Here is a 25919-nt window from a genome sequence, read left to right on the forward strand (position 1 = left end):
CTAGTGCGGTTATTTTGTCACTATCATGCAGTTTTGGTGCTGTGGGCATGCAAAACTGCATGTCCTTAAAGCATATTTTGACGAATCAGGTGCTGCTGTCTGCGGCTAACTGTGATTGTTTCAGGCACGTGCTTGAGCAATGCGACCCATTGTTTCTCTGCATGTTCGTCTTGATTACGTTTCTCATAGCCCAAAATGTAGGCATTAGCGGCTAAGCAATTTCGGTGTAATCGTGTGAAAAGATTACTGAACTCTTGCTCTAGGTGAGCGAGTGATTCTTCTATTAAATATTCGCGCTCGGCGGTACGTACCGTAATGTATTTGAGCTCTGCGCGCAGGTATATCACATCGCTGATTGGTACCAATAAGATGCGGCCGCGCTCACTAATGCTTAGATGGCTGCGTTTAGGACTTAATGGCGCTAATGCTTCAAGTTGGTTTGGAAGTAGCACACGCGCTTTTTGTAATGCAGTCTGCAGGCGTTCTATGCGGATAGGTTTTAATAGATAATCCACAGCGTTCATATCAAATGCTTTTATTGCATAAGTGTCATAGGCGGTGGTAAAGATAACAGCTGGGGGTTTAGGCAGCTTTTGTAAGTGTTGTGCTGTCTCTATGCCGTCCATTTCTGGCATGCGGATGTCTAGCAATACAATATCTGTCGAGGTTTGCTCACTCTGTGAGCGATTAATAATGTCTAGCAGCTCTCTGCCGTTTTTTGCTTCGGCTACTACACGAATGTTTTCAATATCACCGAGTAAAGTCCGTAGCCGATTGCGCGCAGGGGCTTCATCATCAGCAATTAAAATATTGAGGTTAGCGTAATTAACCATTTGTCTTTTGTTGTTGATTAGGCAAAGTAATATGTACCTCGTATGTGTCGTTTATCTGTTTGCTTTTTAATGAGGCTTCAAGGTCAAAGTGCAGCGTGAGTCGTTCTTTGATATTCTTAAGCGCCATGTTGTTGCCATTATGATGCTTACTTTGTGCTGTATATGGGTTTTTTAGAATCAGGTGCACTTCATTTCTTTTGGTATATACCTGAACCGTAATCGTGCCACCACCAATTAATGGCTCTATGCCATGATATACCGCATTTTCAATGAGGGGCTGTAACAACAAGGGTGGGATGAGGATATCAGGCGGTACATCGTCAATCAGCCACTCTACGTTTAGTCTTTCATCTAAGCGTAGTTTCTCTAGTGCTAAATATTGACGGCAGAGAGCAAATTCCTGTGCAATGGGCACTAGTTCCCGATTTTCGGCCATTAATACTCGAAACAAGTCAGCCATGTCTTCCAGTGCAGTTTCTGCTTGTTTGGGTTGGTCGCGAATCAATGACAGCACAGCATTGAGGCTATTGAATAAGAAGTGTGGGCGAATGCGTGCTTGTAAGGCTTGTAGTCTAGCTTCGGTGATTGCGGGTGAGTAAGCGCGATGATGTAAGTTAAAGTAATACAGAATAATCGCACCTATTATCCATGCATAAACAAGCATACGCGGTAGTGACGGTAAATCGCTGAATATCCAGAACTGTGAAAAAAAACCATGCACAGCCGTTGTGCCTAGTGTGATGAGGATGAAAATAAAGGCGATGGCTTGGCGGTAAGATGTTTTATTTAGAAAGTTGTAGCAGCTATAAAGTAAAAACAGGCAAACAAGCAACGTGGGTTGGGCGAAGGTAGAAATGCTAGTGAGCTGATACAGAAATGTCTCGATGCCATCACTCAAAACAAAAGCACCTAACATTAACGCTGCGTTAGCGATAATAAGGATGCGTAGGGCAACACCCAAATTGCGTAAATTAGGCAGGCGGCTCGTTTTTCTCATCAGTTTTTTATCTGCATTTATGTAGTCTGGCGCAATCGCTTTTTCTTAAATGACTTTATTTTGCATTATACTAATGCATATAAGTAGTTTGTTATTAAGCATTTTTTAATGTTGAATAAAATTTGTACGACAATCGCAATTAAATTCCTTTTAGATGGAGAAAAAGCGGCGTAACCACTTCAGGTTAACGTTTAAGGTTAATGCAAAGGCTAACCCTTGCATTAACACTTTTACCACTAAAAGGCATAAAAAAAGTTAATACTAGATAGGCAAATAAAGTGACACAGAAAATAAGCGCGCTCAATAAAAAAGATACCAGTTGGTCTGGGCGTTTTAACGAGCCAGTGGCTGAGCTGGTAAAAAAATATACGGCATCTATTGGTTTCGATTATCGTTTAGCCTCTTATGATATTGAGGGCTCAATTGCCCACGCGCGTATGTTAAGTGCGCAGGGTATTATTTCTCAGGCAGATTTCAACGCGATAGAAGCTGGTTTAAATGAGATTCTTGAAGAAATCAATGCAGGCCAATTTGAATGGTCGCTCGATTTAGAAGATGTGCATCTTAATATAGAGAAGCGCTTAACCGATAAAATTGGCGATGCAGGTAAGCGCTTACATACAGGCAGAAGCCGTAACGATCAAGTGGCGACGGATGTAAGACTTTGGTTGCGGACTACTTGTCAGCAAGTGATTGCAGGTTTATTTAACTTGCAAACTAGTTTGCTTAATTTGGCTGAAGCTAATTTTGATACAGTGATGCCTGGTTTTACGCACTTGCAAGTAGCGCAACCGGTGACCTTTGGCCACCATCTCATGGCGTATTACGAAATGTTGAAACGCGATATCTCACGTTTTGAAGACTGTAGTAAACGTTTGAATATGTTGCCTTTAGGTGCGGCAGCCTTGGCTGGCACCAGCTACCCAATCGATCGCGAAAACGTTGCTGCCAGTTTGGGTTTTGCGGGTGTATGCGAAAACTCACTGGATGCAGTGTCAGACCGTGACTTTGCCATTGAATTTACCTTTGCCGCATCCACAGTGATGATGCATTTATCACGACTTTCAGAAGAGCTAATTCTATGGAGCTCGCCAAGATTCGCGTTTATTGATATTGCCGACCGTTTCTGTACCGGCTCATCGATTATGCCGCAGAAAAAGAACCCAGATGTACCAGAGTTGGTGCGTGGCAAAACTGGCCGTGTTTATGGGCATTTAACTGCGTTGTTGACCTTAATGAAGGGGCAGCCGCTTGCTTACAATAAAGACAACCAAGAAGATAAAGAGCCCTTGTTCGATACCGCTGATACGCTATTGGTGACACTGGAAATTTATGCAGACATGTTGCGTTTGCCGGTGCTGGAAAATGGCGTGGTGGTCAAAGCAGGTTTTACCGTAAATAAAGACAATATGCGTAAAGCGGCTAGCGAAGGTTTTGCCACTGCGACAGATTTAGCGGATTATCTCGTGAAAAAGGGCATGCCCTTTAGAGATGCGCATGAAGCGGTAGCCTTAGCTGTACGTTATGCAGTAGACCAAAAAGTGGATTTAAGTGATTTACCGTTAGCTAAACTGCAAGAGTTTGCTAAAGAAATCAGCGATGATGTTTATGCGGTGCTTACTCTGGATGGCTCACTGAACAGCCGTAACCATGTCGGTGGTACTGCGCCATCGCAGGTAAAAGCTGCTATCGCAAGAGCAAGAAAGTTACTTGAAAATCAGTAGGTGATATTTCTGTAGGCATATTTTTAGTGATATTTGCTTTGTATGCCCGTAGTTGATTGTTGGTTTTACTTAAAGCGAATCATGCTTAAAGTTAAGTCATGCTTAGAGTAAATCATGTAAGTTGAACTGTCGCTGTATGGCCTCAGCTTCAACTGCATTGGTTGCTTGAGACAGTAGCTTATCCGCCTTCACTGGGCCATAGTATTCACATAGTGCAATGTAGTTTAGATTAATGAGCTTCTGTAAGGTGGTTAATTCAAAATTACACGGGAACACTGTATTTCTGTTAATAAACCAGTCTTTGAGCTTGCGAGACTGCTCACTACTTAGTTTTAGGTGCGTTAAGTTTCTTAATATAAAGTCTATGATACTTTTCTCTGTGGCTTCGTCAACGGTCGTCCATAATGCGCTAGAAAGTGCGACAAATACTGAGTTTTTAGCATCCAGCACGACAGTGCTATCGTCTTTATCATCAGCCAGTGTCTGTTTGCCAACTTGAGAGCCAGGGTCGCTTAAGAGTAAGGCTTCGGGTGATTCGAGTGCAGTGATGAGCGCTCTTAAAATTTGCGTGCGTATTCTCCTTAATGCATCTGTGGTGCAGCAGCGTGTAACGAAGCTTGCTAAGGCATATGGCGGCTTCAATGAAAACTCGGTTTCCCACATGCCTAACGCCTGTGCCATCTCAGTAGCGTTCAAAAATGGTTTTAGGCCGGTGTAAATAGCACGGCGTCTTAATGTTAAATTCATGTCCATGCTTATAATTTCTGTAGGTGTTTTAGATTTTCAGCTTTATAAGCTGCATCGGGAGTAAATTCTGGGTATGCAACTTCACCGTGCTCGGTAATATCTAAACCACGTTGCTCATGCATAGTGCTAACACGTAAGCCAACGGTTACTTTAATTAAGCCATACATGATGAGTGCTGCAAAAAATACCCAAATAAAAGTAGCACTAATGCCAATCAGCTGCACAATGACTTGATCGCTGTTGAACATATTGCCTTTTAAAAACATACCGGCAGCTAACGTGCCCCATACGCCAGCAAAGCCATGTACTGAGATTGCGCCTACCACATCGTCAATTCTGAGCTTCTCTAGCAAGATGACACCTATCACAGAGATAATGCCGCCTATGAGGCCTGTCAGTACCGCATAGGGAACATCCATGGTGGCGCAACCTGCTGTAATGGCTACTAGCCCAGCGATGCTGCCGTTGACCGTGTTGCTAATCAAGATAGGCTTGCGCATCATGGCGCTAATGAGCACTGCGCCAACCGCGCCAGCTGCCCCAGATAGTTGCGTGTTAAGCACTATCAGCCCAATATTAGTGCTTACTGCCAATGTGCTGCCGGCATTAAAACCAAACCAGCCAAACCATAAGATAAAACCACCAAGACCAATCATGCCAATATTATGGCCAGGAATGCTATGTATCTTTCCGCTCTCGCTAAAGCGGCCTAAGCGAGGACCTAATAAAACAACGCCGGCTAGCGCACACCAACCACCTAGCGAGTGCACAACGGTTGACCCCGCAAAATCGATAAACCCCATTTGCTTTAACCAGCCTTGATCATTCCAGATCCAGCTACCCAATACAGGGTAAATGACGGCCGTAATGCCAGCTGCCCCAAGTAAATAGGCGAGGTAGTTAGTACGTTCGGCCATGGCGCCACTGACGATGGTGGCGGCGGTGGAGGCAAACATAATGTTAAAAAACAACAGGGTGAACTCCCAGTCATCTCCATAGCCTAACGCAAAGTGATCTGTGCCAAACCAGCCGGTAGTGTTACTGCCAAACATGAGCCCATAACCAACTAGCCAAAATATTAAAGAGCCTACACATAGGTCCATGTAGTTCTTCATCATGATATTGACAGTATTTTTAGAACGCGACATCCCGGTTTCTAGCATGGCAAACCCTGCCTGCATTAAAAATACCAGTGCGCCGGTTAATACAACCCAAGTGCTATTGATGGCGATTGTGGAGATGGTTTCATTGGCGAATGCGCTGGGTGAAATCAGTAAACCTAGGGCGAAGGTGGATGTAACTAAACAAAGATTTCTTTGCATAAAAGACCTATGAGATTAGCGAGGGTATTTGTTCTTGTTTGGATAGTTAGCAATATGCATGCCATTATTTAAGTGTAGTTTTGACAGGATAAGTAAGTGCAGCTTAGTGCGGTGGTGCACTTTGTTATTTTTAAGATTATTTTTTGAACAACTGAGCATCATCGTTGGTCTTTAAAGAATTAAATCATTTAATAAGAAGCGTGAAATAACAAGATGAATAAACTTTTACAGATTATCTACATCAGCCGTTCTACATTTAACTCTACTGACTCAACCAACAGAATTGAGCCAAACGTCGCAAGAATTCTGGCAAAGTCCAGAATAAATAACCGTAAGAATGGTTTGGTGGGTGTTTTATATTTTGGAGATGGTGTGTTCTTTCAATGTCTTGAGGGTGACGAGGAGGCAATCAATGTGCTAATGGATAAATTAGCGGCTGATTCACGACATCAAGATTTAAAAGTCATTTCTAGAAAATACATCAATCAACTCTCTTTTGCCGATTGGGCAATGAAGTTTGCACCGATAGATGCCAAGATAACGCGATTTATTAAGGAAAACGGGTTTGATCGGTTTAATCCTTATTTGTTTTCAGATGTAATTGTCAGCAAGTTTCTGAATGAATTATTTGATGCGAATGACCCGTCAACTTCCTTAGGCGAGTCATTGCTACCAAATGGTGGTGAGGGCGTAGCAGTGCAGTATTATGATAAAGGAAGAGCTAACTTAGCATTGATATGCTCTGCATTAGCGTTGGTGATTTCTGTATTGTCATTTTTGGCTACAAAGAACTTAATTTAGTACTTTACGCTCATCTTTAATTTGAGGTTAATCTGTAAAGGTTGGCGGATTTACATTCGGATGAGTGGATAGTTGCTTAGGATATTTTTAGACTAATCATCTAAAAACAGTTGTAATAGCTCGTTTAAATAGCGTTGACCTAGCAGCGTTGGTTTGATGTAGCCATCTTGAATAATCAGCAGTTTTTTAGCTTGCGCTTGTTTAATCGCTGGTTCCAGCGTCATGATGTTCAGGCCAGTGTGTTGCTGAAACAAATTCAGCGGTACGCCGTCAACGAGTCTGAGCGCGTTCATCATAAATTCAAAGCCTAGCGCATCTTGGCTAATGACAGACTCACGCTCCACTGCATTACCTTGAAGCGCTTGTTCCATGTAGGCCTTAGGGTGTTTGGGGCGAGTTTCTCTGGTGATTTTATCGTGGTAGCTTAATTTGCTGTGAGCGCCTGCACCGATGCCTAGATAGTCGCCAAACTGCCAGTAATTTAGATTGTGCCTAGCTTGGCTACCTTTTTTTGCAAAGGCGGATGTTTCGTAATGCTCATAGCCATGTTGTGCTAATAAGTTTTCAATCTCAATCTGCATTTCAGCGCTGGTGTCATCATCCGGCAGGTTCGGTGGCGTATGATAAAACGGCGTATTAGGCTCTAGTGTTAAATGATAAAAAGAAAGGTGGTCGGGGTTAAGCGCGACAGCCTGTTTTACATCAGCTAAAGCATCTTGCAAGGACTGGTTTGGTAAGCCATACATGATATCCAAATTAACGCGTTCAAAGGTAGCAAGTCCTAGCTGCGCGGCATGAATCGCTTGTTTGTCATCATGAATCCGCCCCAATGCTTTTAAATAATCAGCATTAAAGCTTTGTATGCCTAACGATAGCCGATTAACACCAGCTTGTTTATAACCCGCGAAGTTGGCAATATCTACTGTGCCAGGGTTAGCTTCTAGCGTGATTTCAGCGTCATAGTCCAAAGGTGTCAATGCGCGTACTTGGCTTAAAATGGTATCAATCGCCTCAGCTGAGAATAAGCTTGGTGTGCCGCCACCAAAGAATATGCTTTTGATTTTTCTGCCCCACACTTTTGGTGTGGCAAGCTCTAAGTCTTTGATAAGTGCTTCAACATAGGTACTTTCTGGAAGTTCGCCGTTTTTATGACGACTTTCATGTGAGTTAAAGTCACAATAAGGACATTTCTGCACGCACCAAGGGATATGGATGTATAAAGAGAGCGGTGGCGGGTTACTTAAGCCAGAAAGCGTGGCGGCACCCGCAAGTGGCGCGACGGTATTAATTAATTGAGGCTTGAACTCGCTAGCCGCTTTAATTTCAATAATCTTTTTAATGGAAAATCACCTTGAATGGAAACTTCTCTAAATAGAAGTTTCTCTTAAGTACAGCATTACTTTTTATAAGGGTTGATGAGCGCATCGACTAATTGATGTAGTGCATCACGCATTTGCTGCTCGGATACTTCCATCAATAAGCCATCTTCCAGCGCGTCTTGCGCAATCTGCTTGAGTTCATCAAAGTTTTCAGTCATCACTTTTACTTTTTCAGTGCATGAGACAACGCTATTATCATCCCGCACCCATTTAGGCCATGCTTGTTCCGGCTTAGTCATGACTGAGCCTTTCCAGCTTTTGTAGCAGTTTCACCATGGCGTGGCCACGGTGACTAATACGGCTTTTAATGTCTAAAGGTAGTTCTGCCACAGTTTTATCAGTCTTTGCATCTAAAAACAAAGGGTCGTAACCAAAGCCGTCCGTACCACGCAACTCATTGAGTATCTCGCCTATCCATTGGCCTTCTGCAATGATAGGCTCTGGGTCATGCTCGTGACGTACCAGTACCATCACACAGTAAAAATGCGCATGGCGATTGGTTTCGCCTTGTAATGCATCTAGTAATTTCAGGTTATTACGTGCGTCTTGGCTAAGCGTAGAAAGCGCGTCTGCTTCTGCGTATCTGGCTGAACGCACGCCTGGTATGCCGAGTAGTGCGTCCACGCATAGACCAGAATCATCCGCCAACGCTGGTAAGCCAGTATGTTTACTGGCATGTCTAGCTTTGGCTAAGGCATTTTCAATGAAGGTGCAAAATGGCTCCTCACACTCAGGCACATTAAGATTAGATTGCGGAATGATCTCAATCGCTAATGGGCTGAGTAAGTGCTGAATTTCGCGTAACTTGCCTTTGTTGCCAGTAGCAATCACAAGTTGATTAAAAGGAAGTGCCATGTGTTTAACCGAGTGCTTTGTTTTGTTCAATAATCAATTGTTGAATACCATGTGCTGCTAAATCCAGCATGGCATTCATCGCATCACGCTCAAAAGGCTCGCCCTCTGCTGTACCTTGAATCTCCACAAAACCACCTTTGCCAGTCATGACCACGTTCATGTCTGTATCGCAGTCAGAGTCTTCAATGTAGTCTAGGTCTAGTACTGGGGTGCCTTTATAAACACCTACTGAAATTGCAGCGACAGCATCTTTTAATGGTGATTCGCTGATTTTACCGTTTTTTAGCAAAAATGAAATTGCATCTTGTAGTGCGACGTAAGCGCCTGTGATGCTAGCCGTGCGAGTGCCGCCATCGGCCTGAATCACGTCACAGTCAATTTGAATGCTGCGCTCGCCCAGTTTTTCTAAATCGATAATCGCGCGTAAAGAGCGGCCAATCAGGCGTTGAATTTCTTGGGTGCGACCAGACTGCTTACCGCGTGCCGCTTCTCTATCCATGCGGCTGCCGGTGGAGCGTGGCAACATGCCATATTCTGCCGTGACCCAGCCTTGACCTTTGCCTTTTAAAAATCCGGGTACTTTTTCCTCGACACTGGCTGTACATAACACGTGCGTATCGCCAAACTTTACCAGTACAGAGCCTTCTGCGTGCTTGGTGTAATGGCGGATGATTTCAACGGGTCTGAGTTGGTTGCAAGCGCGCTGGCTTGGTCTAATATTATCTTGCATGATTTAAATCCTGAATTTCTAGTAGTGTATAAATGGTTAACCGCGTTTGGTTTTGCGCAGGGCTTGCTGAATCTCGGCGATGGTTCTTTCAATATCATCATCGGAGAGATCAAGGTTTTCCTTATTGTTCGGGCGTGTGATTGGATTCATGATGGTAGTGGTTGAACCCATTGGCATGGTGACGGTTGAAACTGCTAATTTGCTATGAAGTTTGTCGCCCCATTGCAAGCCAATTGCGCTCATGTTATCGCCTTGTTCTTGGCTAATCGCTTCTGTTTCATCCAGCAACTGTGTCAGATTGTCTGAAATTGAAGGGCCACTGAGCATGTGCTTGATTTGATCATCATTAATTGCTCCCCACACGCCATCGGTGCACAGTAGCACTGTATCGCCCTCTAGCAGCTCTTGTCTATCTGATAGCGTGATTTTTGGCGGCACATCACCACCTAGGCAGCTATAGACTTTATGTCGGTAAGGATGCGTAGACATATCGCTTTTATCAATCATGCCGCGATTATATAGCGACTGTACGACAGAGTGGTCTTCGGTACGATATAGTAAATGACCATCACGGAAATGGTAGAGCCGTGAGTCGCCCACATGGGCGCAATACAGCATGCCGCGCTGCACGATTGCCGCCACAATGGTGGTGCGCGGTGCTTCCAGCATCTCTCGCTCTTGCGTAATCTGGTCAATCATATCGTGCACTTGCTGAATATGGTCAGTTAAGAACTTGGCTGGGCTAGATAGTGAAGGCATGGCTAATCGTTGAAAAGCATCAGTCATAGTGGTCACTGCAAGCTGTGCCGCCACCTCGCCGTGGCGATAACCGCCCATGCCATCCGCTACCACCAATAGTAAGGCATCTTTGCTATACGAGTAAGCGAGCCGGTCTTGGTTATACGGCCGGGGGCCTTGGCGGCTATTCTGGAAAATTGTAAATTTCATTGTGATTTATTGCCGTTAAGCGATATCGATTTATTTAGAACATTCATCACTCTATGTACTATGCCAGCCTTTTTATCGGTCTTGGGCATGTTTTCCAGCAATGATTTTTGTAGTGAAAACACGCTTTGCGGGCGCTTAAGATAATCTAGGCTTAAGCATTTGTCGATGGTTTGCAGTAAGTCTTGCGAATAATGATCTTTACCTATTTTGACGGCGGGTACTAGCAAATCATTCTTGATGCGCTGGTTGGCAGCCAGTGGCGATGTACGAGTTAAGCATGAGTACATGGTGGCACCTATGCTGTAAATGTCACTCCAAGGCCCCAGCAGTTTTCTATCATAATATTGCTCAGGTGGTGCAAACCCTGGCGTATAGCTGGGCGAGACTTTAGCTTGGTTCTCACTGAGTGCCTGACGTGATGAGCCAAAGTCTAGTAGTACCGGTGAGCCATCTAAGCGAATATAGATGTTCGCAGGCTTGATATCCAAATGCAGCAGTTTTTGGGTATGCACCTCACGCAAGCCGTTCGATAGCTCGCTAAAAACACGTCGTATGAATTTTTCTGAAACTGGTTCGGATTGGCTAAGTATATATTCTTGCAATGATTTGCCGCGTTCGTACTGCATGACCATGTACACGGTTTCATTGGCGCGGAAAAAGTTAAGCACCCGCACGATGTTTTTATGTTCAATTTTCGCGAGCGCTAGGCCTTCATCAAAGAAACATTTCAGGCCGTGTCTGAATAAAGCAACGTCGTCTGCATTAGGTAGCACCGTTGCGCTATCTGCACGTATTGCGATAGACGTGGGTAAGTACTCTTTAATCGCGACAATGTTCTTTTCTTTATCGCGTGCTAAATAGACAAAGCTGAAGCCACCAGAGCTTAACACTTTGGTAATTTCGTAGTCATGCAAGTGATAGCCAGCCGTTAACGCTAAATTCGCTGATGTTAAATTCTTGGTAGAGGTCACTTTAAGTTGATTTCTTTAACGATATTTACCATTAAACCTGTATGCAGGTTGTGCGCAATCTTACATTTTAATGTTGGCTTGCTTTTTGTCCGTATTGACTACAGCAATATAGCGCGTAATGGACTGAAATTAAAGTTTTTTGATAGATTGTTTTGATTAAACATCAGTATTTAGCACATATAAATAACGGTGAGATTGCATTTTTTAGTGATAAATGACCAGTATTTGATACCATGGTGCCAATTTATTTTATTCATTGGAAAATCTTAATATGATTTTTAGCATGACGGGTTTTGCTGCATTAGAACAGCCGATAGAAAATGCCACGCTTTTATTAGAGTTACGGGCAGTGAATAGTCGTTATTTAGATATGCATTTCAAACTGGATGAAAGTCTTCGTAGCTTAGAGCCTACGATAAGAGAGCTTCTCTCTACGCATCTAAGCCGCGGCAAGCTGGAATGTAAGGTACATTTAATACAGCGTTCACAATCAAATCATGCACCTAAGCTTGATGAGCAATTAATGCAGCAATTGGCAACCTTGCAAGCAAGGACGCAAACACTATTCCCGGAAAGCCGCGCACTTAGTGTGGCAGACATTTTACGCTGGCCTGGTGTTGTGATGCATGATGAGTTAAGCCAAGCGTCATTGATAGAAGACGTAAAGCAGCTAGTCGAGCGTGGCTTGCAAGACTTGAACGCATCTCGTCAACGCGAAGGTGAAAAGTTAAAAGCGTTGATTTTAGACCGATTGCAACAAATTGAAGCCTTGGTTGCTAAGGTGAAGCCTTTGCTGCCTGAGCTGAACAAAGATTATCAGTTAAAGCTTGAAACTAAATTACATGAAACTTTAAAAACCATTGATCAAGACCGCATTGCTCAAGAGTTAGTACTGTTTGCGCAACGTATTGATGTGGATGAAGAGCTTAGCCGTTTAACTGCACATATTTCAGAAGTAAAACGTATTTTAAACAGCAATGTGCCTGCGGGTAAGCGTTTGGATTTCTTGATGCAAGAGCTGAACCGCGAGGCGAATACGCTAGGCTCAAAATCGGTGTCAGTACATACGACACAAGTGTCGATGGAGCTTAAAGTGCTGATAGAGCAAATGCGCGAACAGATTCAAAATATTGAGTAAAGTTTGAAAGCTGTGCGTTATAGCTATTTTTTCAAATAACCCAAGTAAAGTTTATATCCCAGTCTTTAATCTCACCCACGTCATTCCCGCGTAGGCGGGAATCCAGTCAAGGTGGCGGCTACGAATGGTGGTTTATTGTAAAAAGCTAGCATTCACACTAGCTAGATTCGCGCCTACGCGGGAATGGCGGAGAGTTTAGTGAAATAGCTATAGCTAAACGATTTTAGTTTAGCTTATGCAGGCAGAGTCTCTTTACATTAGCTGTTTTGCTACCAGTCTCACCTATTTAAGTTGATTAATTTCGTCACTTATCATTCCGCGTCTAAGCGTTGTTGTCTTAATTCATTATCAGTTTTTATAACAATCTCGCACATTTATATTGCGTAATCAGCGTGCGCGTTTTTTTCATGCACCTATTGTGGGCGGTATCGATTGTAAATCTCCAGTGTACTTTGTAACCATATGATTTATTTATATTAATTATCTGGTACGCACCTTGCTTAAGCCTTAACCATCAAGGGAAGGCTTACATCATGAAAAAATCACAACCGCAATTTTTTAATGAAATGCAACTGGACCTCGCTGCAAGTAGCGCAGATGGCGTTCGTGAGATTTATAAGGCTTATCATCAGTGGCTTAAAAATGTGCCACATCATCAGTTGAATAGTAAGCGCATGGAAGCTGAGTTGTTATTTCGCCGTGTGGGGATTACCTTCAATGTTTATGGTGAAAATGACGGCGCTGAGCGTTTGATTCCATTTGATGTGTTGCCGCGGATTTTGTCAGCAAAAGAGTGGCGTCATTTATCCGCTGGCTCTATTCAGCGGGTGCGAGCGCTGAATATGTTCTTGCACGACATCTATCATGATCAGGATATTATCAAGGCGGGCATTATGCCGCCGACCATTTTAGCGAATAGCCAATATCGCCCAGAAATGTTTGGTGTGGATGTGCCTAATCAAATTTATGCTCATATTGCGGGGGTTGATTTGGTGCGTACCAGTGAATCGCAGTTTTATGTGTTGGAAGACAATTTACGTACACCGTCGGGCGTGTCTTATATGTTAGAAGACCGCAAAATGATGATGCGCTTGTTTCCTGAGTTATTCCGTCAGTATCCTATAGCCCCCGTTGAGCACTATCCGCAAGTGTTGCTTAATAACCTGCGTGCCGTTGCACAGACCAATACACAAGAGCCAACCGTGGTGGTTTTATCGCCCGGGGCATACAACAGCGCTTATTTTGAGCATGCGTTTTTAGCGCAGCAGATGGGTATTGAGCTGGTAGAAGGACAAGACTTGTTTGTGCGTAACAATGCCGTGTATATGCGCACCACGGAGGGACCGCAACGTGTGGATGTGATTTATCGTCGCATTGATGACGATTATTTAGATCCCTTGGTGTTTAACTCAAACTCGATGCTGGGTGTGCCAGGGCTGCTTTCAGTGTATCGAAACGGCGGTGTGACACTGGCCAATGCCGTGGGTACTGGGGTTGCAGATGATAAATCGACCTATATTCATGTGCCCGCGATGATTCGATTCTATTTAGGTGAAGAGCCGCTACTTGAAAACGTGCCTACCTATGAGCTCAGCAAAGAGGATGACCTAGCTTACACCTTGGCGCACCTAGATGAGCTAGTGGTCAAAGAGGTACAAGGTTCTGGCGGTTACGGCATGTTGGTAGGTCCTGCAGCTAGCAAACAGGAGCTAGACGAGTTTCGCCTACGTATTGTTTCTAGCCCCGCCAGCTATATTGCACAGCCTACATTAGCACTCTCAACCTGCCCAACCTTGGTAGACGAGGGTATTGCGCCGCGACATGTAGACCTGCGGCCGTTTGTGCTTTCTGGAAAAACATGTACGTTGGTACCGGGTGCCTTGTGTCGTGTAGCGATGAAAGAAGGCTCTCTGGTGGTGAACTCATCGCAGGGTGGCGGCACCAAAGATACTTGGGTGCTGGAAGAGGAAGTTGAGGCGCCCAACAAGTCTAAAATCAACCAAGCAGAGGAAATGCTATGTTAAGCCGAACCGCAGATCATCTTTATTGGATGGCGCGTTACATTGAGCGCGCAGAGAACATGGCACGTGTGCTAGATGTCACCTATAACATGTCTTTAGTGCCCAATGCGGCAGAAAGTGAAGCGGCTTTGTGGCTACCTGCGCTAGAGATTTCTGGCAATGTAGAGGCATATGAGCGTGATTATTTTAACGAAACGCAGCAAGAATATGCGGCAGCAGGGGTGATTCATTATCTTGCGATGGATATGAATAATCCATCCAGTATTTACAGCTCATTGCGTAGTGCGAGGGAAAATGCGCGCGCAGTGCGGGTGGCGATGACTTCAGAAACATGGGAGAACATCAACTCATTGTGGTTAGAGTTTGGTCAGTTCTTTGGTCAAGATCTATCGCAAAGCGGTTTGAGTGAGTTTTGTGATTGGGTGAAAGCACGTTCACATTTATTTAGAGGGGTGTGTTTTGGCACGATGCTGCGTGATGATGCATTCAGCTTTGTGCGTTTAGGTACTTTTATTGAACGTGCTGACAACACCGCGCGTCTACTAGATGTGAAGTACCATTTATTGTTGCCAGAGCAGGAAGAGGTGGGTGGTGCGGTCGATTATTACGAATGGAGTGCAGTACTACGTTCAGTGTCTGCGTTTCAGGCGTATCAGAAAATATTCAGTGATACGATTGAGCCATGGCGGGTCGCTGAATTGTTAGTGCTCAGGCGCGATATGCCAAGGTCTTTGCATGCTTGCTTTGATGAAATAACTTCAATCTTAGAGCAGCTGTCCAGCTCGCGTGCCACCGAGTGCAGAAGGATGGCGGGTGAGCTACACGCCAAGTTACGCTTTGGTAAGATGCGAGATATCTTTCAGCATGGTCTGCATGAGTTTTTAAGTGAGTTTGTCACCGCAAACAATAAGCTGGGGGTCGAAGTGCATAAAACCTTTTTAAGCATTTCTTAACCCAATTTAGGCGCTCAACATGCTACTTAATATCGAACATCACACGCGTTATGCATATAGTGAAGACGTGAATTACACCATACAGGAGCTACGCTTAACGCCGCAACATGGTTTTGGTCAGCACGTCAGGCACTGGGAAATTAAGGTTAATGGTGAGTTGCAACCCTCAGAAGATGCTTACGGAAACACCACGCATACTTTGGTGGTAGATGAGCCACATACGGAAATACTGATCATAGCCATGGGGCAGGTTGAAACAGGGCTTGATGTCGTTTCGCAGCATTTAGCACTGCCTTTGCCTATCTATTTGCGCGAGACGCCCCTTACGCAAAGTAGTGAAGAGATGCTCATATTTGCCAAACAATACCAGCAAGCACATCGCCAAAATGATGCTTTAGAGGAAATGATGCATGCCTTATTGTCGCGGGTGCAATATATTAAAGGCGCGACACAAGTCACTACTTCCGCCATTGAGGCATTTGCTTTAGGCCAAGGCGTATGTCAGGATCATGCACATGTGTTTATTGCCTGCTGTCGAGCCATAGACCTACCAGCACGTTATGTCAGCGGATATTTGTTTACAGAAGATGGTAGCTTAATGCAAACCCATGCATGGGCTGACGTGTATGTCGCAGTTGACGGATGGCAAAGTTTCGATGTGTCTAACGGATGCCGCGCGGGTGAAACTCATGTACGTTTGGCAACAGGGCTAGATTACAGAAGTGCTAGCCCTGTCAGCGGTATGCGTTCAGGTGGAGGGGTTGAAGGTATGGCGTCTAGCGTTATCGTTAATCAAGCAGGTTTAGTTGCTAGTCAGCAGCGAAAGATAAATGCCGCTCAATTGTTAACGCAGGCGCAGTTAAGCAGGGAGGCACTCTCACAGGCTGCTTTGATAAAACAATCACAACATGCGCAACAACAGTAGTTTTTAGCTATAGTACTTAAATCAACGTACTTGAAATATAGCACTTAAAATATAGCACTTAAACCAAAGTGCTTAAACCAAAGTGACAAATGAAAGAACAGCCAACTGATGAAGAGCCCTGTGAAATCGCTAGCCTTTGAACGCCACGGTGACAAAGAGAACTCCACGTTTTTTGAAGAAAATCTGATTCGCTTGCTAGAAGAGCGCGATGCCTTAGGGTTAACCGCCATGATTCATGAAATCGATGCGCTCATGATTTCAGTCGACCCTGGCCATGCCGTTCAGTATATCGCTGAGTTGGCGCTAATGACGCCCTATCATTATTTGGTGACGCTAGAAAGCGAACAGCATTTAACGCATGTGTTGCGTATTGATTTAAATTCACCAGATATATTACTGCGCGAGGTAAAAGACCCTAGTATTCGCGATATTTTTAGAAGCTTGAATGAGGTTTACCCGATCGGTGCTAAAAGGCCGAATAGCCGTTATATGGGTGAAATCCTGCGGGTGACTGATTTACATGGCGTGGTTGATTTACAACAAGCGCGTGATTTCAGGTTCTTTAATCAAGATGACGTACGCAAGTTAGAGCTCCCGGGCAACCTTGCGGTGAGCAAGCCTTCACCCTATACCCATAATATTGTGGCCTATTTAGAAAGAGCACCTAATGAAACGCGCGTGTATGCATTAGGGTTAAGTGTCATTTCATCCGAGGCGCAGGCTGCCTATGAAAATGCCAAAACTTTGCAGCACAAACTGGGCATCAGCGACTTATTGCTGCCGCTGGATCATCTGGCAACGCGCGTCTATAGCCAGAATCGCGAGGTCGCCATTTTAGAATATCTGTCATGGTCAAGTTATTACTTCTGGGGTGCTTATAACATCAAAGACCAAAACTCATCGACCAACGTGACGAAAAGTACGCATGCCATACCTGAGTCTAAAAGCCCTGCAAAAGTGTTTACTGCTAACAATACCCCCTATTTTATTAATCATTTAGAGCACTTGCCATCCCCTACGGAAACTTTCGTGCGGAACTACGGCCCACGCTTGCACCATATGGCGATTGCAGTGAAAGATGGTGAGCGTAATGGAAAAGAGCATATCGATCTTGTCGTCAATGCGATTTCACAAAACGGTAAAGGCTTTTTGTTAGATGTGATTGGCTCCAAAGAGCAGGGGCTAAAGCAGATATTCTCGAATGCTTCCGAGCATTCTTCACTGATTATCGAATACGTGCAGCGTTATGACAGGTTTGATGGATTTTTTACTAAAGAGAACGTAGCCAAGCTTACTGAAGCGGCTGGTTTTATGTAGGTAATCGGTTTTTCTGTGTCGATAAATGCATAGTTAATGGCGGTTGAGCAACTCTAGATTATTGTTGTGAGCATGATGATTAGTGTGTTCGCTTAATTGATATTATTCATGCGGTGTACTGTAAACGAGTGTGCCTTACGCGGACTAACATACATCTCTTTTAATTTGTTATCAAATGGATTTTGACAGCCAATCTATTGCTTTCGGTTGACTGCTAGTAGCCCTGCAGTAAAGAAACTAATCAAAATCACACTCATCGAATGCCATGCTATTTCCGGAGCTATTGCATATAGCTCTCGACCTTTGATAAATGCTATTAAGTATTGCAAGCACAGCACTAGAAGAAAGAATGAAAAAATATACAGTGCTCCCATATACACGTGCCAGCGTGACCACACTTTCAATAATCTGCTGCTGATAAACACAATAATCATTACTAATGATGCATTGAGTAGCAAGCTAGGTATTGAGACTGCCAGTAACCACCAACTTTCTGCTATATTCCATGAGTTAAGTATGCCAAATATGGCCATATTCAATCGTTCGGTTTGAGCATTTGAAATCATTAATCTCATCAGTATGCTTCCTAAAATTGGAGCCGCCATTGCACAACTTGCAATGCCTGAAACCAAAAGACATCCCGTAAATTTATTGCGTTGCAAACTCACTTTTTCATCAAAAAAATGTTTGGCTAAATAGGCTGTAGCGTAATAAGTCAACGTGAAAATATATAAAACCGTAGATACATTGATTATCAAAAATAAATTGTCCAAGCTACAACAGCCACCCACTGACATTGCCAATAGCGTAAAGATGGTTATCAATAAACTGTAGGTGGCAATAAAGAAAAAGCAATATTGCACCCAAGTCTTTCTAAACCAAGCTCCGATAATGGCGAATGACAAAAGGCAAATGATCATTACAGTCGAAAAATACTGCATTGCCGTTTGCTCTTTTAAAAATCCTTTTGTGGCATAGGCAATTAATGCTAATGAAATTGCAATAATGATGAGTGATTGGTGTTTTTGATTCTGAATCATGTTTTCATCCCAAAACGCTGGACACGCCAAACGCAATTAAAAATAAACACAGCCATGCGGCAATTGTTTTACGTATGTCTTTCTCATATCCAATATTTGTATAAAATAGATGCCCATAAAGCACCGTAAATCTAGATATGCCCAGTGCGAATCCTGTAATAACTGGTATCACAACAATTATTAGCAATATTAAATCTATCGGAACTTGATCAAACAGCCGATTGCGCCGAATTATGCGAATCCCAGCCCCTGATAATAAGGCTATGATTATAAAAACTGGGAAACCAAAAGCAATCGGTGCAAGAATTGCGGTAAGCAACCTGTCAATAAAGCTAGGATAATCCTCAGCACTTTTTTCAACGTTATCAAATAATTTCATATTGCTTTTACCCTTTATTTGCGACAGCGCCTTGTAAAGCGCACTCCTATACAGTTCACCTTGCGAGGGTTTACTGAAGCGGCTAGTTTTATGTAAGCATTCTTTATTGTTACGATACAAATTGTATTTTATACATGCTTAATAATGTTTAGGCATGTATTTCTTCGTTACAGTTTTTTGGCGAGTGTAGACGCAAAATGGTATGATTGTCGTTCTTCCAAATTAAACAAAAAATATGACTTATTGTGTCGGTTTATTGCTGAAACAAGGATTAGTGTTGGCTTCTGATACGCGAACTAATGCAGGCGTGGATCAAGTGGCTTCTACGCCTAAGATGCATATTTTTGAGCTTAAAAACGAGCGCGTGATTGTATTGCTAACGGCGGGTAATCTGGCAATTACCCAGTCTGTGGTGAATGCGCTGAGGGCGCGAATCGAGAAAAATGAAGCTGCTAGTAAGCACTTACATAATGTCGATAGTTTGTTTGATGCGGCAGGGTTGGTGGGTGCTGAATTGAGGACAGCTTTTGAGCGCGATGGTGAGCACTTTAAAAATCATAATATTGAGTTTAATGCCAGCATTTTAGTTGGCGGCCAAATTAAAGGCGAAAAGCCACGGTTGTTCAATGTGTACGCTGCGGGTAACTTTATTGAGTCCACACAAGAAACGCCATATTTTCAGATTGGTGAAACTAAGTACGGTAAACCGATTATCGATCGTGTAGTAGAGCAAAACAGCGACATCATGGATACGGTTAAATGTGTGCTGATTTCTTTTGATTCCACGATTCGCAGTAATGTGTCTGTGGCAGCGCCAATTGATTTGCTGATTTACCGGGTGGATAGCTTACATGCGGATTGCCAGCAGCGCATTACAGAAACCGACCCATATTACGTACAAATTCGCCAAGGCTGGTCTGATGGATTGCGTGCAGTATTTAGCGCATTACCAAGCCCAGATTGGTGTTAATCTAGCTTGCTAGATTATTTTAATAATCAGAACATACGCTAAGAGAGCTTTAACCGAATGACTCCAGGTAATCTTTATATCATCACCGCGGCATCAGGCGCAGGTAAAACTAGCCTGATTAAGGCATTGCTGGCCGAAGATGCGCATTTGAAACTATCCATTTCGCACACAACGCGCAAACCGCGCCCGGGCGAGCAAGATGGCGTAGATTATCACTTTGTAGATGATGCTGCGTTTTTGCAGATGTTAAGCGAAGCAAAGTTCTTAGAAAGCGCAGAAGTACACGGCGCGCGTTACGGTACCTCGCAGTCTGCGGTGGATGCGCCATTGCAGGCAGGCCATGATGTGATTTTGGAGATTGATTGGCAGGGCGCTGCACAAGTTCGCCGTTTATTTCCAGATGCTATCAGTATATTTGTGCTGCCGCCTTCCATCGAGACGCTGGAGCAGCGCTTGAATAGCCGAGGTCAAGACAGTCAAGAGACGATCTCTAAACGCGTTGCGGCTGCACGTGCTGAAATGCGCCATGTGAGCGAGTTCGATTATGTTACAATTAACAACTATTTTGACGTAGCGTTGCAGGACATTCGCGCTATTATCCGCGCACAGCGCTTAGTAGCCACTGCACAATTGCAACGTTATGCCAGTTTAATTCAAGCGCTCACTTAAATTGCGTTTGCCTAGTCTGTTAGTTGTTTAGTCTTTTAGTAATTAATTTTGTTTATCATTAGGAAATATCATCATGGCACGTATCACGGTAGATGACTGTTTAGAAAAAATCCCAAATCGCTTCCAATTAACTTTAGTGGCTGCTTATCGTGCCCGTCAATTGCACAATGGTGCAGAGCCGCAAGTTAACGTGCAAAACACACGCGACAAAACAACCGTAATCGCGTTACGTGAAATTGCAGCAGGCAAAATTGGTGTGGAAATTTTAGCGCGCGGACATGCTTAATCTGCTTGGCCTTGGCATTTATTAATTTTTCATACAAGTAGTGAAACTGACATGCCAAAAACCGCAAACAATCTTAAAGCGGAATTATCAAAGTTAACATCGGCTCCCTTGCTGCCTGCGGACAGCGAGGACTCGGCCTTAAGCATACGTCTTCAACAGTATTTAAAACCTCAAGATATCGAACAAGTATGGGATGGCTATCGCTATGCCTTTACCGCCCACGATGGGGTAGTCCGTAAAACCGGCGAGCCTTATATCACGCACCCTGTCTCTGTCGCTTGTATTTTAGCGGACCTGCACATGGATGTGCCTACCATTCTTGCTGCACTATTACATGATGTAGTAGAAGATACCGCTATTACCACGCTCGACATCAAAGAGAGGTTCGGTCAGCAGGTGGCTGAGCTAGTGGATGGTGTCACTAAGCTTGATAAGATTGAGTTTCAAAGCGCTAGTCAGGCGCAGGCTGAGAATTTCCGCAAAATGTTATTAGCGATGTCGCAAGATGTTCGCGTGATTTTAGTGAAGTTGGCAGATCGTTTGCATAATATGCAAACACTGGAAGCGATGCGACCAGAAAAGCAGAGAATCATCGCGAAAGAAACGCTAGATATCTACGCCCCGATTGCCAACCGGCTGGGCCTGAATGAAGTCTACCAAGCGCTAGAAGATTTAAGCTTTAAATACCTTTACCCCATGCGCTATAACGCAATTTCTAAAGCGATTATGGCCGCGCGCGGTAATCGTAAAGAAGTCATTTCTAAAATATTAGAATCAATCAAACAGCAGTTACTTAGCTTCAATATTGAAGCGGAAGTGTCTGGCCGCGAAAAGCATCTTTACAGTGTGTATCGAAAGATGACGAGCAAGGCAACGCCTTTCTCACAAGTGTATGATATTTATGGGTTTAGAATCGTTGTCAAAGATTTATCTAGCTGCTATTTGGCTTTAGGTGCGCTACATGGCTTGTATAAGCCGATTCCTAGCAAATTTAAGGACTATATCGCCATCCCTAAAGCGAACGGTTATCAATCGTTGCACACGACTTTATTTGGCCCTTTTGGTACGCCAATTGAGGTGCAGATTCGCAGTGCCGACATGCATAATATTGCAGATGCAGGTGTTGCCGCACACTGGCTTTACAAGGCAAGTGATGCACAGCTCACCGCGTTGCAACAGCAGACCCACCAGTGGTTACAGCGCTTGCTGGATATTCAAAGCGAGAGCATAGATTCACTAGATTTCCTTGAACATCTTAAAGTTGATTTGTTCCCGGATGAGGTCTATGTATTTACGCCTAAGGGCTCGATTTTGGCCTTACCTAAACGGGCGACTGCCGTTGATTTTGCTTACGCAGTGCATTCGGATATCGGCAATAGCTGCGTTGCGGTTCGAATTAATCACGACCTTGCACCATTACGTACAGAGCTGCATAACGGTGATCATGTTGAAATCATTACTGGGTCGTTAGCCAAACCTAATCCGGCGTGGCTCAATTACGTTGTCACTGGGCGTGCACGTGCGCACATTCGCCACTACTTGAAGTCGCAGCAGTCTACTGAATCTGCGCATTTAGGTGAGCGTATGCTTAATCAGGCATTGCGCGCTTTGCATGTTGATCCTAACCAGATTTCAGAAGATCATTGGCAAAAGTTGATTCGTGACTACGGCGTTAAGAAAAAAGCAGAAATACTGTCTGACATCGGCCTTGGCAAGCGTCAGAACGTCATGGTGGCACACCAGTTGGTGGCGATGACAGATGACCATGCAGAGAAGCATACCAAGCTGCCAGCTGCCTCATTGGACACCATCACGATTCGTGGCACTGAAGGCATGGCGGTGCAATTTGCGCCTTGTTGCAGACCGATCCCTGGAGACCCGATTTTAGGCTTTATCAATAAAGATAAGGGCTTAGTGATTCATACGCATGATTGTCCTAGTGTACGTAAGTTTAAATTAGACCCAGATAAATGGCTGGATGTTGAATGGGAGCCTGAAAGCTCAAGGCTATTCAAAACGAATTTGAACTTAACCGTGGCAAATCAGCCTGGTATGTTGGCGCAAATTGCTTCAGGTATTGCGGACGCGGGCTCTAATATTGATAACGTCAGTGTTGAAGAGGCTGACGGTAGTGCATATGCTAATTTATACTTTACCGTGCAGGTAAAAAACCGATTGCATCTAGCCGAGCTTATGCGTGGCCTGCGTAAGATTCCTGATGTGGTGCGTATTAATCGCACCAAGGGTAATGTTGCCGGTAATGGCAAAAATTCGAATGCAAAAGCAAGCGCACAGTAGTTGCTACGCATTATTTTTTTAACAAAGAGTGGTTTATTAAATGACAGCTAATACAAAACAAATTATTCAAACACAAGGTGCACCAGCGGCAATTGGTACCTATTCTCAAGCGGTAAAAGTAGGTAATACCGTTTATATGTCTGGCCAAATCGGCCTAGATCCAGAAACCATGCAAATGGTGGATAGTATTGAAGCACAAATTCACCGCGTATTTCAAAACCTAAAAGCAGTGGCTGAGGCTGCGGGTGGTAGTTTGGCTGATGTAGTTAAACTGAATATTTTTCTGACAGACTTATCTCACTTTGCTTTAGTGAACACTATTATGGCTGAATACTTTAGCCAGCCTTACCCAGCACGTGCTGCGGTTGGTGTTGCTTCATTACCACGCGCAGCGCTGGTTGAGGCTGACGCGGTGATGGTGGTTTAATTTCTCAGACTTGCCAAGGATAAATGCGATTGACGCCTATCTTAATGTCTATATTAGGTAGGCGTGATATGAGGTTTACGCATGTGTTTATTCTTGGCTAGCATCATTCAATGTGACACAGCTTAGTCAAATCAAAGCATTCAGCAAGCCCTTAGTTGCCAATTTGGCTAAGCTTGGTATCGCTAATTTGCAGGGCTTATTGTTACATTTGCCACTGCGCTATATTGATGAAACGCATGTAACAGCCATTCGTGATTTGCACATGGGCGAATCCGCGCAGGTGGAGGGGGAGATTGTTCATGCGGAAGTTACCTATAAGCCTCGTAAGGCACTCATTGCCAAATTAGAAGACGCAAGTGGCCAGCTCACTTTGCGTTTTTTACATTTCTATCCCAGCCAAATCAACGCACTTAAAGTCGGTGCGAAAGTCCGTGTTTATGGTGAGGTGCGCAACGGCTTTTTTGGTTATGAAATGGTGCACCCTACCTGTAAGGCTGTGGGTGAAAAATCTGTGGTTGCTGAAACCCTAACACCAGTTTATCCAACAGTTGCAGGGCTTGGCCAGGCAAGTTTGCGTAAGGCGATACGCATTGCGTTGCAGCAGGCTGATATGCATGAAACTTTACCTGCACAAGTGTACGCAACTTTAGACTTGCCAAGCTTTAAGGCCAGTCTCATCGCGTTGCATCACCCAAGCCCGGATGTCAATCTGCGCGCTTTAGATAATAAGACCACAGCACATTGGCGGCGCTTGGCTTTTGATGAGTTGTTGGCGCAGCAGTTATCCATGCGCAAACATTATGCACGGCGGCGGAGTGTAAGTGCTCCGCAATTTAAGCCATCTAAGCAACTGGTGTCTGCGTTACTGAAAAGCTTGCCATTTGCTTTAACCGGCGCACAGCAAAAAGTCGCATTAGAAATCGAGCGTGATTTAACGCAAGCACACCCTATGCAGCGCTTGTTGCAGGGGGATGTTGGGAGCGGCAAAACGATAGTAGCGTGCATGGCCGCACTGCAATGCATGGAAAATGGCTGGCAAGTTGCATTAATGGCGCCCACAGAGATATTGGCGGAGCAGCATTATCGCAAGATGCTAAGTTGGCTTATGCCGTTAAATATCAAGATTGCGTGGCTCACCGGTAGTCAAAATAAGAAAGATCGCGAAGCGGCGCTTGAGTCTATTGCCAACGGTGATGCAAGGCTAGTTGTCGGCACGCATGCCTTATTCCAAGAGGCGGTGCGCTTTAAAAATCTAGGCTTAGCAATTATTGATGAGCAGCACCGATTTGGCGTGCACCAACGCTTGGCGCTACGCCAAAAAGGCCAGCCAGAGCCGCATCAGCTCATGATGTCTGCCACACCAATTCCGCGAACCTTATCGATGAGCTACTACGCCGATCTTGATGTATCCGTGATTGATGAATTGCCACCTGGGCGCTCGCCTATCGTCACGAAAATAGTTTCCGATGCTAGGCGTGACGAAATCTTGCAGCGTGTGCGTGAGGCGTGTTTGCAAGGCAATCAGGCCTATTGGGTATGCCCATTGATTGAAGAGTCTGAAGCGTTGCAGTTGGCAACCGCCAATGACACGTATGCGCTGATGCAAGATGAGTTCCCTGAATTGAAAGTTGGCCTAGTGCATGGCCGCATGAAGCCATCAGAAAAGCAGGCGGTCATGGCTGAATTCAGCGCAGGACATTTACAGCTTCTGGTTGCCACAACTGTAATTGAAGTTGGTGTGGATGTTCCCAATGCCAGCTTGATGGTGATTGAGCATGCGGAGCGCATGGGCTTGTCGCAATTGCATCAATTACGTGGGCGTGTGGGTAGGGGTTCTGCAAAAAGCACGTGTATCTTGTTGTACCAAAATAAGCTGTCCGATACTGCGCGTGCAAGACTAAAAGTGATTTATGAAAGCAATGATGGTTTTGTGATTGCACAGGCTGATTTGCAGATTCGCGGCCCTGGTGAGCTATTGGGCGTACGTCAAAGTGGTGTGCCGATGTTGAAAATTGCTGATTTAGAACGCGATGTGGATTTGCTGGAAACCGCAAAAACAATGGCAGATACATTGCTTAAAAACTATCCTACAGAAGTAGAGCAGCATTTAGAACGCTGGATGAGCAGTGCTGGTGAGTTGGTGAAGGTGTAACTGCATGACAATTGAATCTATTAACAACATGCGATAA

The 25919-nt window shown here is 44.3% G+C and carries 25 protein-coding genes; 13 read left to right on the plus strand and 12 right to left on the minus strand.

Annotated features, from left to right (window positions below):
- Positions 1-65: 65 nt before the first annotated feature.
- Together FG24_RS04740 and FG24_RS04745 are read right to left on the minus strand one after the other, a co-directional pair.
- Entirely contained in the window at positions 66-833 is a 768-nt protein-coding gene (locus FG24_RS04740) for a LytR/AlgR family response regulator transcription factor (protein WP_036301615.1), read from the minus strand.
- Complete coding sequence (locus FG24_RS04745) at positions 826-1830, minus strand: sensor histidine kinase (RefSeq protein ID WP_036301616.1); 1005 nt, start codon at positions 1828-1830, stop codon at positions 826-828. Before FG24_RS04745 ends, FG24_RS04740 begins: the two co-directional genes overlap by 8 nt.
- Before the next feature lie 278 nt (positions 1831-2108).
- Between FG24_RS04745 and argH the strand changes: the two genes are divergently transcribed.
- Positions 2109-3554, plus strand: a complete 1446-nt coding sequence (argH, locus tag FG24_RS04750; RefSeq protein ID WP_036301617.1) for an argininosuccinate lyase — start codon at positions 2109-2111, stop codon at positions 3552-3554.
- 102 nt (positions 3555-3656) lie between these two features.
- On the opposite strand, the gene FG24_RS04755 is transcribed toward argH, so the two are convergent.
- Positions 3657-4301 carry a hypothetical protein gene (locus FG24_RS04755; RefSeq protein ID WP_152553392.1) on the minus strand — a complete coding sequence of 215 codons (645 nt, stop codon included), beginning with the start codon at positions 4299-4301 and terminating at the stop codon, positions 3657-3659.
- Between the two features lie 8 nt (positions 4302-4309).
- Positions 4310-5623 (minus strand): ammonium transporter, encoded by a 1314-nt coding sequence (locus FG24_RS04760; RefSeq protein WP_051901436.1) that lies wholly within the window; start codon positions 5621-5623, stop codon positions 4310-4312.
- Positions 5624-5836: 213 nt separating this feature from the next.
- Between FG24_RS04760 and FG24_RS04765 the strand changes: the two genes are divergently transcribed.
- On the plus strand, positions 5837-6424 hold the full coding sequence (locus FG24_RS04765; protein ID WP_036301620.1) for a BLUF domain-containing protein: 588 nt from the start codon (positions 5837-5839) through the stop codon (positions 6422-6424).
- Positions 6425-6516: 92 nt separating this feature from the next.
- Here the strand turns inward: FG24_RS04765 and hemW are convergent, their stop codons facing one another.
- From hemW to FG24_RS04795, 6 genes are all read right to left on the minus strand, one after another.
- A complete protein-coding gene (gene hemW, locus FG24_RS04770) occupies positions 6517-7713 on the minus strand; it encodes a radical SAM family heme chaperone HemW (RefSeq protein WP_036301621.1) in 1197 nt (398 codons plus the stop codon).
- A gap of 107 nt (positions 7714-7820) precedes the next feature.
- Entirely contained in the window at positions 7821-8042 is a 222-nt protein-coding gene (locus FG24_RS04775; RefSeq protein ID WP_036301622.1) for a hypothetical protein, read from the minus strand.
- A complete protein-coding gene (rdgB, locus tag FG24_RS04780; protein ID WP_036301623.1) occupies positions 8035-8658 on the minus strand; it encodes an RdgB/HAM1 family non-canonical purine NTP pyrophosphatase in 624 nt (207 codons plus the stop codon). Before rdgB ends, FG24_RS04775 begins: the two co-directional genes overlap by 8 nt.
- 4 nt (positions 8659-8662) lie before the next feature.
- Complete coding sequence (gene rph / locus FG24_RS04785) at positions 8663-9388, minus strand: ribonuclease PH (protein WP_036301626.1); 726 nt, start codon at positions 9386-9388, stop codon at positions 8663-8665.
- A 36-nt stretch (positions 9389-9424) separates the two neighbouring features.
- A complete protein-coding gene (locus tag FG24_RS04790) occupies positions 9425-10336 on the minus strand; it encodes a PP2C family protein-serine/threonine phosphatase (protein ID WP_036301628.1) in 912 nt (303 codons plus the stop codon).
- Positions 10333-11307 (minus strand): serine/threonine protein kinase, encoded by a 975-nt coding sequence (locus tag FG24_RS04795; protein ID WP_036301630.1) that lies wholly within the window; start codon positions 11305-11307, stop codon positions 10333-10335. The genes FG24_RS04790 and FG24_RS04795 overlap by 4 nt, the downstream gene beginning before the upstream one ends.
- Positions 11308-11578: 271 nt before the next feature.
- On the opposite strand from FG24_RS04795, the gene FG24_RS04800 reads away from it, so the two are divergent.
- The 5 genes from FG24_RS04800 to FG24_RS04820 all read left to right on the plus strand — a co-directional run bounded on the left by FG24_RS04800 (position 11579) and on the right by FG24_RS04820 (position 17661).
- Complete coding sequence (locus FG24_RS04800) at positions 11579-12445, plus strand: YicC/YloC family endoribonuclease (protein ID WP_036301632.1); 867 nt, start codon at positions 11579-11581, stop codon at positions 12443-12445.
- A gap of 533 nt (positions 12446-12978) precedes the next feature.
- Positions 12979-14469 carry a circularly permuted type 2 ATP-grasp protein gene (locus FG24_RS04805; protein ID WP_036301634.1) on the plus strand — a complete coding sequence of 497 codons (1491 nt, stop codon included), beginning with the start codon at positions 12979-12981 and terminating at the stop codon, positions 14467-14469.
- Positions 14463-15419, plus strand: coding sequence for an alpha-E domain-containing protein (locus tag FG24_RS04810; protein ID WP_036301635.1), 957 nt, complete (start codon positions 14463-14465; stop codon positions 15417-15419). Before FG24_RS04805 ends, FG24_RS04810 begins: the two co-directional genes overlap by 7 nt.
- 19 nt (positions 15420-15438) lie before the next feature.
- Positions 15439-16344, plus strand: coding sequence for a transglutaminase family protein (locus FG24_RS04815; protein ID WP_036301637.1), 906 nt, complete (start codon positions 15439-15441; stop codon positions 16342-16344).
- Between the two features lie 108 nt (positions 16345-16452).
- Positions 16453-17661, plus strand: coding sequence for a hypothetical protein (locus FG24_RS04820; RefSeq protein WP_036301639.1), 1209 nt, complete (start codon positions 16453-16455; stop codon positions 17659-17661).
- A 194-nt stretch (positions 17662-17855) separates the two neighbouring features.
- On the opposite strand, the gene FG24_RS04825 is transcribed toward FG24_RS04820, so the two are convergent.
- Together FG24_RS04825 and FG24_RS04830 are read right to left on the minus strand one after the other, a co-directional pair.
- The gene (locus FG24_RS04825; protein WP_036301641.1) at positions 17856-18701 is read right to left on the minus strand and encodes a hypothetical protein; all 846 of its coding nucleotides are present in this window, start codon (positions 18699-18701) and stop codon (positions 17856-17858) included.
- Positions 18702-18705: 4 nt separating this feature from the next.
- Positions 18706-19080: a hypothetical protein gene (locus tag FG24_RS04830; RefSeq protein WP_036301643.1), complete on the minus strand. Its 375-nt coding sequence runs from the start codon at positions 19078-19080 to the stop codon at positions 18706-18708.
- A gap of 235 nt (positions 19081-19315) precedes the next feature.
- Between FG24_RS04830 and FG24_RS04835 the strand changes: the two genes are divergently transcribed.
- The 6 genes from FG24_RS04835 to recG all read left to right on the plus strand — a co-directional run bounded on the left by FG24_RS04835 (position 19316) and on the right by recG (position 25882).
- Positions 19316-20050, plus strand: a complete 735-nt coding sequence (locus FG24_RS04835; RefSeq protein ID WP_036301645.1) for a proteasome-type protease — start codon at positions 19316-19318, stop codon at positions 20048-20050.
- Between the two features lie 57 nt (positions 20051-20107).
- Positions 20108-20719: a guanylate kinase gene (gene gmk, locus FG24_RS04840; RefSeq protein WP_036301646.1), complete on the plus strand. Its 612-nt coding sequence runs from the start codon at positions 20108-20110 to the stop codon at positions 20717-20719.
- Positions 20720-20792: 73 nt separating this feature from the next.
- Entirely contained in the window at positions 20793-21005 is a 213-nt protein-coding gene (gene rpoZ / locus FG24_RS04845) for a DNA-directed RNA polymerase subunit omega (RefSeq protein WP_019896547.1), read from the plus strand.
- Between the two features lie 51 nt (positions 21006-21056).
- Complete coding sequence (locus FG24_RS04850; RefSeq protein WP_036301648.1) at positions 21057-23303, plus strand: RelA/SpoT family protein; 2247 nt, start codon at positions 21057-21059, stop codon at positions 23301-23303.
- Between the two features lie 40 nt (positions 23304-23343).
- Positions 23344-23730 (plus strand): RidA family protein, encoded by a 387-nt coding sequence (locus FG24_RS04855; protein ID WP_036301650.1) that lies wholly within the window; start codon positions 23344-23346, stop codon positions 23728-23730.
- Between the two features lie 112 nt (positions 23731-23842).
- Positions 23843-25882, plus strand: coding sequence for an ATP-dependent DNA helicase RecG (gene recG, locus FG24_RS04860; protein WP_036301652.1), 2040 nt, complete (start codon positions 23843-23845; stop codon positions 25880-25882).
- The last annotated feature ends 37 nt before the right edge of the window (positions 25883-25919 follow it).

This window comes from Methylotenera sp. L2L1 (assembly GCF_000744605.1).
In the GTDB taxonomy this organism is placed as follows: Bacteria; Pseudomonadota; Gammaproteobacteria; order Burkholderiales; family Methylophilaceae; genus Methylotenera.